12 protein-coding genes and 1 pseudogene are annotated in these 13,822 nt (G+C 68.3%); 11 read left to right on the top strand and 2 right to left on the bottom strand.

Features of this window, described 5'->3' with window-relative positions:
- Positions 1-170 precede the first annotated feature (170 nt).
- The 6 genes from BN4332_RS01145 (at position 171) to nicT (ending at position 6,589) form a co-directional block, all read left to right on the top strand.
- Positions 171-1,538, top strand: a complete 1,368-nt coding sequence (locus tag BN4332_RS01145) for a glutamine synthetase family protein (protein ID WP_066896416.1) — start codon at positions 171-173, stop codon at positions 1,536-1,538.
- A gap of 25 nt (positions 1,539-1,563) precedes the next feature.
- Positions 1,564-3,489: an aldehyde dehydrogenase family protein gene (locus BN4332_RS34840; protein ID WP_074132933.1), complete on the top strand. Its 1,926-nt coding sequence runs from the start codon at positions 1,564-1,566 to the stop codon at positions 3,487-3,489.
- Positions 3,490-4,263 carry a 3-oxoacyl-ACP reductase gene (locus BN4332_RS01155; protein ID WP_066896418.1) on the top strand — a complete coding sequence of 258 codons (774 nt, stop codon included), beginning with the start codon at positions 3,490-3,492 and terminating at the stop codon, positions 4,261-4,263.
- A 42-nt stretch (positions 4,264-4,305) separates the two neighbouring features.
- Positions 4,306-5,046 (top strand): FadR/GntR family transcriptional regulator, encoded by a 741-nt coding sequence (locus tag BN4332_RS01160; protein WP_066896421.1) that lies wholly within the window; start codon positions 4,306-4,308, stop codon positions 5,044-5,046.
- A 64-nt stretch (positions 5,047-5,110) separates the two neighbouring features.
- Positions 5,111-5,440 carry an ArsR/SmtB family transcription factor gene (locus tag BN4332_RS01165; RefSeq protein WP_066896424.1) on the top strand — a complete coding sequence of 110 codons (330 nt, stop codon included), beginning with the start codon at positions 5,111-5,113 and terminating at the stop codon, positions 5,438-5,440.
- A 51-nt stretch (positions 5,441-5,491) separates the two neighbouring features.
- Positions 5,492-6,589 carry a Nickel transporter NicT gene (gene nicT, locus BN4332_RS01170; RefSeq protein ID WP_066896429.1) on the top strand — a complete coding sequence of 366 codons (1,098 nt, stop codon included), beginning with the start codon at positions 5,492-5,494 and terminating at the stop codon, positions 6,587-6,589.
- A 12-nt stretch (positions 6,590-6,601) separates the two neighbouring features.
- On the opposite strand, the gene mtr is transcribed toward nicT, so the two are convergent.
- On the bottom strand, positions 6,602-7,990 hold the full coding sequence (mtr, locus tag BN4332_RS01175; RefSeq protein WP_066896432.1) for a mycothione reductase: 1,389 nt from the start codon (positions 7,988-7,990) through the stop codon (positions 6,602-6,604).
- A 9-nt stretch (positions 7,991-7,999) separates the two neighbouring features.
- Positions 8,000-9,031 (bottom strand): alpha/beta hydrolase, encoded by a 1,032-nt coding sequence (locus BN4332_RS01180; RefSeq protein ID WP_066896435.1) that lies wholly within the window; start codon positions 9,029-9,031, stop codon positions 8,000-8,002.
- A gap of 308 nt (positions 9,032-9,339) precedes the next feature.
- Here BN4332_RS01180 and mqo point away from each other — a divergent pair, with 308 nt between their 5' ends.
- The 5 genes and pseudogenes from mqo to BN4332_RS01205 form a co-directional block, all read left to right on the top strand.
- Entirely contained in the window at positions 9,340-10,779 is a 1,440-nt protein-coding gene (mqo, locus tag BN4332_RS01185; RefSeq protein ID WP_276079220.1) for a malate dehydrogenase (quinone), read from the top strand.
- A 13-nt stretch (positions 10,780-10,792) separates the two neighbouring features.
- On the top strand, positions 10,793-11,254 hold the full coding sequence (locus BN4332_RS01190; protein ID WP_066896441.1) for a GNAT family N-acetyltransferase: 462 nt from the start codon (positions 10,793-10,795) through the stop codon (positions 11,252-11,254).
- Positions 11,255-11,264: 10 nt separating this feature from the next.
- Positions 11,265-11,781, top strand: a pseudogene (locus tag BN4332_RS01195) (magnesium chelatase ATPase subunit I); the annotation flags it as partial.
- Between the two features lie 259 nt (positions 11,782-12,040).
- On the top strand, positions 12,041-12,655 hold the full coding sequence (gene cobO, locus BN4332_RS01200; RefSeq protein ID WP_066896444.1) for a cob(I)yrinic acid a,c-diamide adenosyltransferase: 615 nt from the start codon (positions 12,041-12,043) through the stop codon (positions 12,653-12,655).
- Positions 12,656-12,680: 25 nt separating this feature from the next.
- Positions 12,681-13,822, top strand: a 1,142-nt coding sequence (locus BN4332_RS01205) for a cobyrinic acid a,c-diamide synthase CobB (RefSeq protein WP_066896447.1), incomplete at its 3' end; no start/stop codon positions are given.

A 13,822-nucleotide genomic window follows, 5' to 3' on the forward strand; every position in this document is an offset into this window, starting at 1 on the left:
GCGGGCCGGGGGCGGATGACCCGCGCTGCACACGGACAATAGAGTGTTATTGGTCGGTTGACCTACCTTTTGCGCGTGACAATCATGCAGATTCGGTGCACGATCGTCACGTCATCGGCGGCGCAATGGTCGGTTGGCCGGCGAGTCCCACACGGGCAGGAGGGTGCGCAATGAGCCAGAACCCCGGCATGCTGGCACGGGCCGATCTGGAGCAAATGGTTGCGGCGGGTGAGATCGACACCGTGATCGTCGCCTTCTGCGACATGCAGGGCCGGCTGACGGGCAAGCGGGTTTCCGGCCGGCTGTTCGTCGAGGAGGTCGCCGCCCACGGCGCGGAGTGCTGCAACTACCTACTGGCGGTCGACGTCGACATGAACACGGTCGACGGGTACACGATGTCGAGCTGGGATACCGGTTACGGCGACATGGTGATGACCGCCGACTTCTCCACCCTGCGGTTGATTCCGTGGCTGCCGGGCACCGCGCTGGTGATGGCGGATCTGTCATGGCTCGACGGCCGTCCGGTGGAGCAGGCGCCGCGCAGCATCCTCAACCGCCAGATCGACCGCCTCACCGAGCGGAAGCTGGTCCCGTACGTCGGCACCGAACTCGAGTTCATGGTGTTCGACAACACCTTTCGCGAGGCGTGGGCGGCCGGCTATCGCGGTCTGACACCGGCCACCGACTACAACGTCGACTACGCCATGATGGCCTCGACCCGGATGGAGCCGCTGCTGCGCGACATCCGCCTCGGAATGGAAGGCGCCGGGTTGTACTGCGAGGGTGTCAAGGGGGAGTGCAACCGGGGGCAGCAGGAGATCGCCTTCCGCTACGACCATGCCCGCAACACGTGTGACAACCACACCATCTACAAGAACGGTGCCAAGGAGATCGCCGATCAGCACGGCAAGAGCCTGACGTTCATGGCGAAGTTCGACGAACGTGAGGGCAACAGCTGCCACATCCACGTCTCGCTGCGCGGCGACGACGGGTCGGCCGTGTTCGCCGATGAAGCCGGACCGCACGGGATGTCGCCGATGTTCCGCAGCTTCGTCGCCGGCCAGTTGGCCACGCTGCGGGAGCTGACGCTGTTCTATGCGCCGAACATCAACTCGTACAAGCGGTTTGCCGCAGGCAGCTTCGCGCCCACGGCGGTGGCCTGGGGCCTGGACAATCGCACGTGCGCCCTGCGCGTCGTCGGTCACGGGTCGGGCATGCGGGTGGAATGCCGCGCACCAGGCGGTGACGTCAACCAGTACCTGGCCGTTTCGGCGTTGATCGCCGGTGGCCTGTACGGGATCGACCACGGGCTCGAACTGCCCGACGCGCTGCCGGGGAACGCCTATGCCAGCGACACGCAGCGGCTGCCCACCACGCTGGCCGAGGCAGCGGAGTTGTTCGAGAAGTCGGAGGTGGCGCGCACGGCGTTCGGCGACGAGGTCGTCGAGCACTATCTCAATAACGCGCGGGTCGAGTTGGCGGCGTTCAATGCCGCCGTGACGGATTGGGAGAGGGTTCGCGGCTTTGAACGGCTCTGAGACCGGAGCCCATCCGGTGATCGGTATGACGACCTATCTGCAGCAGGCGCAGACGGGAGTCTGGGATGTGCGGGCCAGCTTCCTGCCGCAGATCTACTTCGAGGGCGTCACGCGTGCCGGTGGCATCGCCGTGCTGCTGCCGCCGCAGCCCGTGGACGATGACATCGTCGACCGGGTGCTCGCCCGGCTCGACGGCCTGGTCATCACCGGCGGGCCGGACGTCGATCCGGCGCGCTACGGACAACAGGCTCATCCGGCCACCAACGAGCCGGCCACCGAGCGGGACGCGTGGGAGTTCGCCCTGCTGGAAGGGGCTCTGCGGCAGGGTGTTCCGGTGCTCGGGGTATGCCGTGGCGCCCAGGTGCTCAACGCGGCGCTCGGTGGCACGCTGCACCAGCACCTTCCCGACGTCATCGGGCACACGCGGCACCAGAAGGGCAATGCGATCTTCGGGACGTCGACGGTGCGCACCGTGGCCGGCACCAGGTTGGCGCAGCTCATCGGCGAGACTTCCGATGCCCAGTGCTATCACCACCAGGCGATCGACCGGCTCGGCGAGGGCTTGGTGGTCGGCGCTCGTGATTCCGACGGCGTCATCGAGGCCGTCGAACGGGATCCGGCGCTGCCGGGTGATGCGTTCGTGGTCGCCGTGCAGTGGCACCCGGAAGAAACCCTCGACGACCTGCGGCTCTTCACCGCTGTGGTCGAGGCGGCCAGAACTTATGNGCTGCGGGCGTTCGCCGCCGTCGTCGACGCCCACGTCGATGAACTCGCCGCGCTCGAGGTGGCCAACTCCGGTCACCCCATCGGCCAGGCCGAATGGGAGGCCGGACACGTCCGGGATGTGCTGCAGTTCTATTCGGCCACACCGGAACGGTTGAGCGGCAAGCAGATCCCGGTGGCCGGAGGCCTGGACGTCACCTTCAACGAGCCGCTCGGCGTGGTCGGGGTGATCACGCCGTGGAATTTCCCGATGACCATCGCGGCCTGGGGTTTCGCCCCGGCGCTGGCCGCCGGGAACGCGGTCGTGCTGAAACCGGCCGAGTGGACCCCGCTGACCACCATCCGGTTGGGTGAACTCGCCCTCGAGTCAGGTTTGCCGGCGGACCTGTTCCAGGTGCTGCCGGGCCGGGGTTCGGTGGTCGGGGAGCGGTTCGTCACCCATCCCGGCGTGCGCAAGGTGGTGTTCACCGGATCCACCGAGGTGGGGATGCGGGTGATGGCCGGTGCCGCCGCCCAGGTCAAACGCGTCACCCTGGAGCTGGGCGGCAAGAGCGCCAACATCGTGTTCGACGACTGCGATCTGGAGAAGGCCGCCGCCACCGCACCGTACGGCGTGTTCGACAACGCCGGGCAGGACTGCTGTGCCCGCAGCCGGATCCTGGTGCAGCGCAACGTCTACGACCGCTTCATGGAACTGCTGGAACCGGCCGTGCAGGGTGTCGCGGTCGGCGACCCAACGGTGCGCGGCACCGAGATGGGGCCGCTGGTGTCGCGCCCGCACTGGGAATCGGTGGCGAGCTACGTGCCCGCGGACGCCCCCGTCGCGTTCCGTGGCACCGCCCCCGACGGTCCCGGATTCTGGTTCCCGCCAACGGTGTTGACCCCGCAACGCACCGACCGCGCCGTCACCGAGGAGATCTTCGGCCCGGTGGTGACGGTCCTGCCGTTCGACGACGAGGCCGACGCCGTCGCGCTGGCCAACGACACCCCCTACGGCTTGTCCGGTTCGATCTGGACCGACAATCTGTCGCGGGCGCTGCGCGTGTCCCGCGCCGTGGAATCGGGCAATCTCAGTGTGAATTCGCATTCTTCGGTGCGGTACCACACCCCGTTCGGCGGCTTCAAGCAGTCCGGGCTCGGCCGAGAGCTCGGTCCCGACGCGCCACTGTCTTTCACCGAAACCAAGAACGTCTTCTTCGCCGTAGCAGACACAACAGAGGAGTTGTAGATGGATCTGACCCAGCGACTGGCCGGCAAGGTCGCCGTCATCACCGGCGGGGCGAGCGGCATCGGACTGGCCACCGGCAAGCGGCTCCGGTCCGAGGGCGCCACGATCGTGGTGGGCGACATCGACCCGACCACGGGCAAGGCCGCCGCCGACGAACTCGACGGATTGTTCGTTCCCGTCGACGTTTCCGACCAGTCGGCCGTGGACAATCTGTTCGACACCGCGGCCGCGACGTTCGGCTCGGTGGACATCGCGTTCAACAATGCCGGGATCTCGCCGCCCGAGGACGACCTGATCGAGACCACCGAACTGCCGGCCTGGCAGAAGGTGCAGGACATCAACCTCAAAAGCGTGTACCTGTCGTGCCGGGCGGCGCTGCGGCACATGGTGCCCGCGGGCAAGGGTTCGATCATCAACACCGCGTCGTTCGTGGCGGTGATGGGGTCGGCGACCTCGCAGATCTCCTACACCGCGTCCAAGGGTGGGGTGCTGGCGATGTCGCGGGAGCTCGGCGTCCAGTACGCCCGGCAGGGCATCCGGGTCAACGCGCTGTGCCCGGGGCCGGTGAACACCCCGCTGCTGCAGGAGTTGTTCGCCAAAGATCCCGAGCGGGCGGCCCGGCGGCTGGTGCACATCCCGCTGGGCCGATTCGCCGAGCCAGAGGAACTGGCCGCCGCGGTGGCGTTTCTGGCCAGCGACGACGCGTCGTTCATCACCGGTTCGACGTTCCTGGTCGACGGTGGCATCAGCTCGGCTTATGTCACACCACTGTGACGGATAGCCATGCCACGTCGCTCTGACATCCTGTAGGTCACCATGACGGCCGAACCGGACCCGCAGTCGAGCCCCGCCGCAGAGGCGGCGGCCGACGCGTTGTTGCGTCCGGTTCGGCTCGGCAATGCCTTCGAGGACACGGTCGGCCGGCTGCTGGAGACCATCCGGCTCGGGGTGCTGGGGCCGGGGGAGTCGCTGCCGCCCGAGCGTGAGCTCGCCGCCCGCCTGGGGGTCAGCCGGGACACGGTGCGCGAGGCGATCAAATCGCTCGCCGACGCCGGTTATCTGGTGTCCAAGCGGGGGCGGTACGGCGGTACGTTCCTGGCCGAGGATCTCCCTCGGCACACCGCCGACGGGCCGAGGCCGACCCGCGAGGAGATCGACGACGCGTTGCGCCTGCGCGAGATCCTGGAGGTCGGCGCGGCGCGGATGGCGGCGGGACGCACCCTGAGCGCCGCGGAGCGTGACGGCCTGTGGTCGCGGCTGGCCGATGTCCGCGCCGCCGAGCCCGACGACTACCGTCGCCTGGACTCGAGGCTGCACCTGGCCATCGCGGAGGCCGCCGGTTCCCCGTCACTCGTTCCGCTGGTCGCCGAGAACCGCATGCGGCTCAACGCCCTGCTGGATCAGATTCCGCTGTTGCCGCGCAACATCGCCCACTCCGACGAACAGCACGAGGCCATCGTCCTGGCGATCCTGGCCGGTGACAGCGAGCGGGCCGCGGCGGCCATGCTGGCCCACGTCGGCGGCTCGTCGGCCTTGCTCCACGGCTTCCTGGACTGACGCCGCGATCTCCGCGCGGTTCGCCCACCATGCCTGCACGCCCGGGTGGACTAGATTTCACAGCATGGACCAGCCCGGTAACGAGGTCCAGGTCGCGCTCGCGTCGTCGGCCCTGGCCGATGTCGACACCCCGCAGTGGGCACGGCGCTTCGACCTGCTCTCGGACCCGCACCGGCTGGAGATCCTGCTCAGCCTGCACCGGGCGCCCGACATCTGTGTCGGCGACCTGGCCGTCGCGCTGGGCCGCTCGGAGAACGCGGTCTCCCAGGCGCTTCGGGTGCTGCGCGAACAGGGCTGGGTCAGTTCCACCCGCGTCGGGCGCACGGTCCGGTACCGGATGGAGGACGACATCGTGCACGACCTGTTGCACTGGATCGGTGCCAGGCACGGCTAGCCGTCATCTGTTCACATAGACAGATAACACGATGCGTTCTACGCTCGGCCGATGACCCTCGGCGCACCGACCGAAACGGCCACCAAACCCGCTCGCTTCGACCGCGCCGACTGGGTGTCGATCGCCACGATCGGCGGCGTCGTGCTGCTGCTGCACGTATTCGGTTGGGGTGTGCTGATTTTCGGCGTGGCCCCGCAGCACATCACGCTCGGATCGGCCGGGGTGTTCGGCGTCGGCCTGGGCGTGACCGCCTATCTGCTGGGCGTGCGGCACGCCTTCGACGCCGATCACATCGCGGTCATCGACAACACCACCCGCAAGCTGGTGGGGGAGGGCACCCGGTCGTTGTCAGCGGGTTTCTGGTTCTCGCTCGGGCACTCCAGCGTGGTCTTCGGGCTTGCCTTCCTGCTGGCGATGGGCGTTCGGGCGCTGGTCGGACCGGTCCAGGACGAGGGCTCGCCGATGCTGCAGACCCTCGGGCTGGTCGGCTCGTTGGTGGCAGGCACCTTCCTCATCCTGATCGGGTTGACCAACCTCGTGGCCGCGGTGGGCATCGCCAAGGTCTTCCGGGCCATGCGCAGCGGCGACTTCGACGAGGCCGAGCTCGAGCGTCAGCTGCAGCAACGCGGGTTCCTCGCCCGGTTGCTCGGCCGGGTGATGCGGCGGGTCGACAAGCCGTGGCACCTGTACCCGGTCGGTTTCCTGATGGGGCTCGGCTTCGACACCGCCACCCAGGTGGCGCTGCTGGTGCTCGCGGCCGGAACGGCGGCCTTCACCCTGCCGTGGTACGCCATCCTGGTGTTGCCGGTGCTGTTCGCGGCGGGCATGAGCCTGTTCGACAGCCTGGACGGCATCTTCATGGCCCGGGCCTACGGTTGGGCGTTCCTGCAGCCGATCCGCAAGGTCTACTACAACCTGACCGTCACCGTGCTCTCGGTCCTCGTCGCTCTCGTCGTCGGCGTCATCGTGCTGGCCGGGCTCGTGGTCGAACGGCTCGGCATCACGTCGGGCCCGCTCGCGCTGATCGGCTCGGCCGATCTGGAATTCGCCGGCTTCGCGATCGTCGGCCTCTTCGTGGTGAGCTGGATCGTGGCACTGGGCATCTGGCGGTTCGGCCGGATCGAGCAGCGCTGGAGCACCCAGCCGTAACCGGCCCCGGAATCACCCCTCGGTCAGGCCCAACAACGCGTTCTCGATCACCTCGGACAGTGCCGGGTGGATCCAGTACTGGCCCCGGGCAACCTCTTTCGCGGTCTGCCCGAAACTCATCGCCTGGATCAACGGCTGGATGATCGACGACGCCTGATAGCCCATGATGTGCGCGCCCAGGATCTTGCCGGTGGCCCGGTCGCCGATCAGCTTGGCGATGCCGGTGGTGTCCTCCATCGCCCAGCCGTACGCGGTGTCGCCGTAGGTCTGCACCTTGGTGACGACGTCGTAGCCCTCGTCGCGGGCCTGTGCCTCCGTCAGCCCGACCGTGGCGATCTGCGGTTCGGTGAACACCGCCGACGGCACGAAGCGGTGATCGCTGCGGGCCATCGCCGCGGTGTCGTCCCAGTCGCACAGCAGGTTCTCCCTGACCACCCGCGACTCGTGGTTGGCCACGTGCTTGAGCTGGTAGTCCGAGGACACGTCACCGAGGGCGAAAATGCCGCGCGCAGTGGTGCGTTGGTAGTCATCAACGATCACCCGGCCGTCCTCGTCGACCTCCACCCCGGCGAGTTCGGCGTCGAGCAGGTCCCCGTTGGGAATTCGGCCGGTGGCCACCAGCAACATGTCGGCGGGCAGCGTCTTGCCGTCATCGAGTTCGAGCACGATCTTGTCGCCGTCCTGGTGCGAGCCGATCACGTTCTCGTGGGTACGCAGATCCCACTTCTCGGCGGCCAGTTCGGTGAAGCGGCGGCAGAGTGTCTCGTCGCAGTGGGTGAGCAGACCGTCGCCGCGCACCACGATGGTGACCCGCACGCCCAGCGCCGAGAACACGTGGGCGAACTCGGCCGAGACGAATCCGCCGCCGACGATCACCAGGTGTTCGGGCAGTTCCGGGATGCGCATGATGTCGTCGCTGGTGTAGTACGTGCAGCCGCAGCTGACGATCGCCGGCGGGATGAATGTGCGTGACCCGGCGGCGATCACCACCTGATCGCTGGAGAACTCGTCACCGGCCTCGGTGCGCAAGGTGTACTTGCCGTCATCGGTCTTCGGGCCGAATCGGGTGTGGCTGGCGTACACCGTGATGTTCGGGTCGTTGCGACGGTAGTCCTCACCGCCGGCGGCGATCGGGTCGATCCGGCCGAAGACCCGCGACACGATGTCGGGCCAGCGCACCTTGTCGATGTGGGCGTCGACGCCGAACCGGGCGGAGCCGGTCACCGTATTGGCGACCTCGGCGGCGTAGACGAACATCTTGGTCGGGATGCAGCCGACGTTCAGGCAGGTACCGCCGAACGTGCCCTGCTCGCAGATGGCCACCTTCTTGCCGGCGTAGCGCTCGTCGAGAATGCTGTTGCCCGAGCCCGTGCCGATGATCGTCAAGTCGTAGTGGTCCATGTGCTGACCCTATCCGAAAGATGTTGTGCTGGGCCAGGTTTGCCGACTCAGGTAGTAATCCAGCCACCGGTCCAGCTCCTGGTAGGCCGCTGCCCTGGCCTCGGCCACCGAGAGAAAGACGTCGTGCTTGGCGTCGGTGATCGGGGCGACCGTGGTGTGGTTTCCCACACAGCCCGACCAGCGCGCGATCTGGCTGACGTCGAGCACGGCATCGCCGCGCTGCATCGCGGCCGGGTCGGATGTCTCGGTGACACTGCGGTCCGATCGCAGGATCAGATTGGGCACCCCGACGTCGAGGCCGCGGTGCAGCCGGGCCTGCCCACGCCGGATGGCGTTGATCCAGCCCAGGGTGACGGGGAAGCCGCCCAACGGTTTCCACTCCAGGTTGTACTCGAACTCGCCGCCGTAGTCCCGGTGCAGCGTCGTGCCGTAGCCACCTTCGGTGGGTTTGCGGATCACCGACAGCTTGCGCAACCGGGCCAGGGCGATCAGCGCCGCCGAGGTGGGCGCGGTGCGCAGGATCGCCGGGCCGTGCAGATCGAAGAACGGGCTGTTGAGCACCAGGCCGCCGACGTGATGAGACGCCAGGAGGCCACTGCGGCGCAGCCGGTCGGCGAACAGGGTGATGATCAACCCGCCGGCCGAATGGCCGTACAAACACACCGTGGCGTTGCCGGTGTCGGCGGCGACGACCGTCAGTGCCTCGCGCAGCTCGGTGTCATAGCGCGCCAGGTCGGTGGTGAAGTGCGGCGTCTGCCCGTCCTGCCGGGAGCGTCCGCACTTGGGCAGGTCCAGCGCGTAGAACGCGAACCCGCGGTCGGCGAAGTGATCGGCCAGTTCGGTGTGGAAGAAGTAGTCGGTGTAGCCGTGCAACGCCAGCACGGCGTGAGCGGGCCGGCCGTCCTGCTCGGCGCCCGGACCCCGGCGCACCAGCGTGGCGACCAGGTCGCCCTCACCGTCGGGATCGGGCCCGGCGTCGATGGTCCGCTGCCAGAACCCTGGCAATACATCCGGCTCCCAGCTGGGCCCCCGTGACGTCACGGCTCCACCCTAGCCGCGCCCGGCCGGTGCGACCGGCAGGCCGGCGGCTGGGAACCGGGCCGGTCGGCAACCACGCCGAGACGATGAACAACAGATTCGGACGGCCCGGTTGCCCGCCGGCGGCCCGCAGGTGACGGATAGCACTACCATGCCTGGCCAACCGTGATTGGCCGCGCGATAACCTGGGCATAACAGAAAGCCGTCGGGGTCGACGGGCCGCGCAATACAAAGGACGAGCGATCAGGGTGTCTGAGGCAAACGTGGGTACGACCGTGAAGACCGACGTCGTGCTGGTTGGGGCCGGCATCATGAGCGCGACCCTCGGCGCCCTGATCCGGCTGTTGGAGCCGGACTGGTCCATCACCATGATCGAACGGCTCGACGGCGCCGCCGCGGAGAGCAGTGATCCGTGGAACAACGCCGGCACCGGCCACTCCGCGCTGTGTGAGCTGAACTACACGCCGGAGCTATCCGACGGCTCGATCGACACCACCAAGGCCATCAACGTCAACGAGCAGTTCCAGGTGTCGCGGCAGTTCTGGGCCTACGCCGCCGAGAACGGCGTGTTGTCCGACGTGCGCGGCTTCCTCAACCCCATCCCGCACGTCAGCTTCGTGCACGGGGCCGAGAACGTCGACTACCTCAAGCGTCGCCACCAGGCACTGGTCGGCAATCCGCTGTTCGCCTCCATGGAGTTCATCGACGACAAGGACGAGTTCGCCCGCCGGCTGCCGTTCATGGCCGCCAAGCGCGACTTCTCCGATCCGGTGGCGCTGAACTGGACCCAGGCCGGCACCGACGTCGACTTCGGCTCGCTGTCGCGCCAGCTCATCGGGTTCACCGCGCAGCGCGGCATGGACACGCTGTTCGGCCACGAGGTGCGCAACCTGCGCAAGGAGTCCGACGGCAGCTGGACGCTGAAGGTGACCAACCGGCGCACCGGCCTCAAACGCAAGTTCAATGCCAAGTTCGTGTTCGTCGGCGCCGGGGGCGGGGCGCTGCCGCTGCTGCAGCGCTCAGGCATCCCCGAGGCCAAGGGCTTCGGCGGTTTCCCGGTCGGCGGCGCGTTCCTGCGGACCAACAACCAGGCGCTGACCGCAGGCCACCAGGCCAAGGTGTACGGGCTGCCGCCGCTGGGCGCTCCGCCGATGTCGGTGCCACACCTGGACACCCGCGTGATCAACGGCAAGTCCTGGCTGCTGTTCGGCCCGTTCGCCGGCTGGTCACCCAAGTTCCTCAAGCAGGGCAAGGTCACCGATCTGCCGTTCTCGGTCAAGCCGAACAACATCATGTCGATGCTGGGCGTCGGGCTGACCGAGATGGGCCTGGTCAACTACCTGGTGGGCCAGCTGTTGCTCAGCGAGGCCGCCCGGGTCGACACCCTGCGGGAGTTCGCGCCCAGCGCAGTCGATTCCGACTGGGAGCTGGACATCGCGGGCCAGCGCGTGCAGGTCATCCGGCGCAAGGGTGCCGGCGGTGTGCTGGAGTTCGGCACCACCGTGCTGACCGCCGCCGACGGGAGCATCGCCGGCCTGCTGGGTGCCTCGCCCGGTGCGTCCACCGCGGTCCCGGCCATGCTCGACGTGCTGGAGCGCTGCTTCACCGACCGCTACCAGAGCTGGTTGCCCAAGCTCAAGGAGATGGTGCCCTCGCTCGGCACCAAGTTGTCCAACGAACCCGGCCTGTTCGACGAGGTATGGGAGTGGGGCACCAAGGCGCTCCAGCTGGACGCCCCCGTGACCGCGTGACCGGAGCGGGCGGATGACGGTCGCACTACGCCGCAGCTGGGCCAAAGACCTCGACGTACCAACGCTTTACGAGCTGCTCAAGCTCCGCATCGAGGTGTTCGTGGTGGAACAGGCCACGCCCTACCCGGAGCTCGACGGCCGCGACCTGCTCGCCGAGACCCGCCATTTCTGGCTGGAAGGCCCTGACGGAGAAGTGATTTCGACGTTGCGGTTGATGGAGGAGCACCCCGGCGGCGAGAAGGCGTTCCGGATCGGCCGCGTGTGCACCAAGCGCAGCGCCCGGGGCAACGGGCACACCACCCGGTTGATGCAGGCGGCGCTGGCCGAGGTCGGCGACTACCCGTGTCACATCAACGCTCAGACCTACCTGGTCGACATGTACGGCCGGCACGGATTCGTCCGTGACGGAGACGAATTCCTCGACGACGGAATCCCGCATGTGCCGATGGTGCGGCCCGGGACCCGCAGCGAATGACGGCGGTTTCATGACAGTGGAGAACCACACCTACCCTTTCAGCGCACTGGTGGGGCAGGACCGGTTACGGCTGGCCCTGGTGCTGTGCGCGGTGCACCCCGAGATCGGTGGGGTGTTGATCCGTGGCGAGAAGGGCACGGCGAAGTCCACGGCGGTCCGCGGCCTGGCCGCGGTGCTGTCGGCGGTCGACGACGATGCCCGGTTGGTGGAACTGCCCATCGGTGCCACCGAGGACCGCGTGGTCGGATCGCTGGACCTGCAGAAGGTGCTCCGCGACGGTGAGCACGCCTTCTCGCCCGGCCTGCTGGCCCGCGCCCACGGCGGCGTGCTCTACGTCGATGAGGTCAACCTCCTGCACGACCATCTGGTCGACGTTCTGCTCGATGCCGCCGCCATGGGCCGGGTACACGTTGAGCGCGAAGGCATCTCGCACTCACATGAGTCACGGTTCGTGCTGATCGGCACCATGAACCCGGAGGAAGGCGAACTGCGGCCGCAGCTGCTGGACCGGTTCGGGCTGNCCGACGGCCGCGCCACGGGCGGACCCGATCCGCTGGGCCGCACCCGCCAGGCTGCCGCCGCATTGGTGGCCGAGGGGGCCGCCTCCGTCGTCGTCGATTGTGAAACATCTTTCGTGCGACTGGGATTGGCCGAGCAACTGGCCGAGCAGCTGGGCTCACCGGCGGTCCGGCTCGAGCAGTTGCGGGCGGCCGAACTGACCCGGTTGGTCCAGCACCAGACCGCCGCCTAGGCCGCACACCAGACGACGCGCAGGAAGGACCGACCATGCCACAAGGACAGCCGCTGACCGTCCCCGACGACGGTTTGACCACCAGGGCCCGGCGGAATGCGCCGTTGCTCGCCGTGCACACCGGCCCGGGCAAGGGCAAGTCGACCGCGGCGTTCGGTATGGCGCTGCGGGCCTGGAATCAGGGCTTCTCGGTCGCGGTGTTCCAGTTCGTCAAGAGCGCGAAGTGGAAGGTGGGGGAGGAGGCCGTGTTCGGCCAGCTCGGCCGGTTGCACGACGAGCACGGTGCCGGCGGGCCGGTGGAATGGCACAAGATGGGCTCGGGCTGGTCCTGGACGCGCAAACACGGCAGCGACGTCGACCACGCCGCGGCCGCCGCCGACGGTTGGGCCGAGATCAAACGCCGGCTGGCCGAGGAGCGCCACGACTTCTACGTGCTCGACGAGTTCACCTATCCGCTCAAATGGGGCTGGATCGCCGTGGACGAGGTGCTCGAGGTGCTGGCCAACCGTCCGGGCACCCAGCACGTGGTGATCACCGGTCGCGATGCCCCGCAGGCGTTGATCGACGCCGCGGATCTGGTGACCGAGATGACCAAGATCAAGCACCCGATGGATGCCGGCCGTAAAGGCCAGAAGGGCATCGAGTGGTGATTTTGCGCGCGCTCGCGGTGCTGAGGTGACCACTCCGGCGGTGGTGATCGCCGCGCCGGCATCGGGCAGCGGGAAGACCACGGTGGCAACGGGTCTGGTGGGTGCGCTGCGCCAAGCCGGCCACACGGTGGCGCCGTTCAAGGTCGGTCCCGATTTCATCGACCCGGGCTATCACGCCCTGGCCGCCGGGCGGCCGGGCCGCAACCTCGACCCAGTGCTCGTCGGCGAGGAGCTGATCGGCCCGCTGTACCGGCATGGCTGCGCCGGTGCCGACATCGCTGTCGTCGAGGGCGTCATGGGCCTGTTCGACGGCCGCATCGAGGGCCAGATGACCGGAATACCGCGAGGCTCGGCGGCCCAGGTCGCCGGACTCTTGGGGGCGCCGGTGGTGCTGGTGGTCGACGCCCGCGGCCAGAGCCACAGCATCGCCGCCCTGCTGCACGGATTCGCGACCTTCGACCCGGCGGTGCGGATCGCCGGGGTGATCCTCAACCGGGTCGGATCGGACCGGCACGAGGCGGTGTTGCGTCAGGCCTGTGAGCATGCCGGGGTGGCGGTGCTCGGGGCGATTCCACGGGCCGACGAATTATCGGTTCCGTCAAGGCATCTCGGGCTCATCACCGCCGTCGAACACGGCCGTCAGGCGCGCGACGCCGTGGCCGCGATGACTGCCCTGGTGGCCCGGCACGTCGATCTCGGGGCCGTGGTGGCCGCATCCTCCGCCCGCGTCGACGCCGAACCCTGGAGCCCGGCGGCAGAATCGGTGACCGATGTCACGGTGGCACTCGCGGCGGGCAAGGCCTTCAGCTTCAGCTACGCCGAGCACGCCGAGCTGTTGCGCGGGGCCGGGGCGCAGGTGGCCGACTTCGACCCGTTGAACGAACCGCTGCCGGACGGCGCCGACGCGCTTGTCCTGCCCGGCGGCTTCCCCGAACAGTTCACCGCCGAACTGTCGGCCAACGACATTGTCCGCCAGCAGATCAGGGATCTGGCCGGGCGTGGCGCCCCGGTGCACGCCGAGTGTGCCGGACTGACCTATCTCGTCGACGATCTCGACGGGGTGCCGATGTGCGGTGTGCTGGCCGGCTCGGCGCGGTTCACCGAACGCCTCACGCTGGGCTACCGCGATGCGGTCGCGGTCGTGGATTCCTGTCTGCATGCCGCCGG

It is taken from the genome of Mycolicibacterium houstonense (genome assembly GCF_900078665.2).
Taxonomy (GTDB): Bacteria; Actinomycetota; Actinomycetes; order Mycobacteriales; family Mycobacteriaceae; genus Mycobacterium; species Mycobacterium houstonense.

What these genes read in the sequence shown, in the direction of transcription:
- mtr (WP_066896432.1), bottom strand. Translation starts at nt 7,990, where the DNA reads ATGGACCACTACGACTTGACGATCATCGGCACGGGCTCGGGCAACAGC.
- BN4332_RS01160 (WP_066896421.1), top strand. Translation starts at nt 4,306, where the DNA reads ATGACGGCCGAACCGGACCCGCAGTCGAGCCCCGCCGCAGAGGCGGCG.
- mqo (WP_276079220.1), top strand. Translation starts at nt 9,340, where the DNA reads ATGAGCGCGACCCTCGGCGCCCTGATCCGGCTGTTGGAGCCGGACTGG.
- BN4332_RS01190 (WP_066896441.1), top strand. Translation starts at nt 10,793, where the DNA reads ATGACGGTCGCACTACGCCGCAGCTGGGCCAAAGACCTCGACGTACCA.
- cobO (WP_066896444.1), top strand. Translation starts at nt 12,041, where the DNA reads ATGCCACAAGGACAGCCGCTGACCGTCCCCGACGACGGTTTGACCACC.
- nicT (WP_066896429.1), top strand. Translation starts at nt 5,492, where the DNA reads ATGACCCTCGGCGCACCGACCGAAACGGCCACCAAACCCGCTCGCTTC.
- BN4332_RS01155 (WP_066896418.1), top strand. Translation starts at nt 3,490, where the DNA reads ATGGATCTGACCCAGCGACTGGCCGGCAAGGTCGCCGTCATCACCGGC.
- BN4332_RS01165 (WP_066896424.1), top strand. Translation starts at nt 5,111, where the DNA reads ATGGACCAGCCCGGTAACGAGGTCCAGGTCGCGCTCGCGTCGTCGGCC.
- BN4332_RS01145 (WP_066896416.1), top strand. Translation starts at nt 171, where the DNA reads ATGAGCCAGAACCCCGGCATGCTGGCACGGGCCGATCTGGAGCAAATG.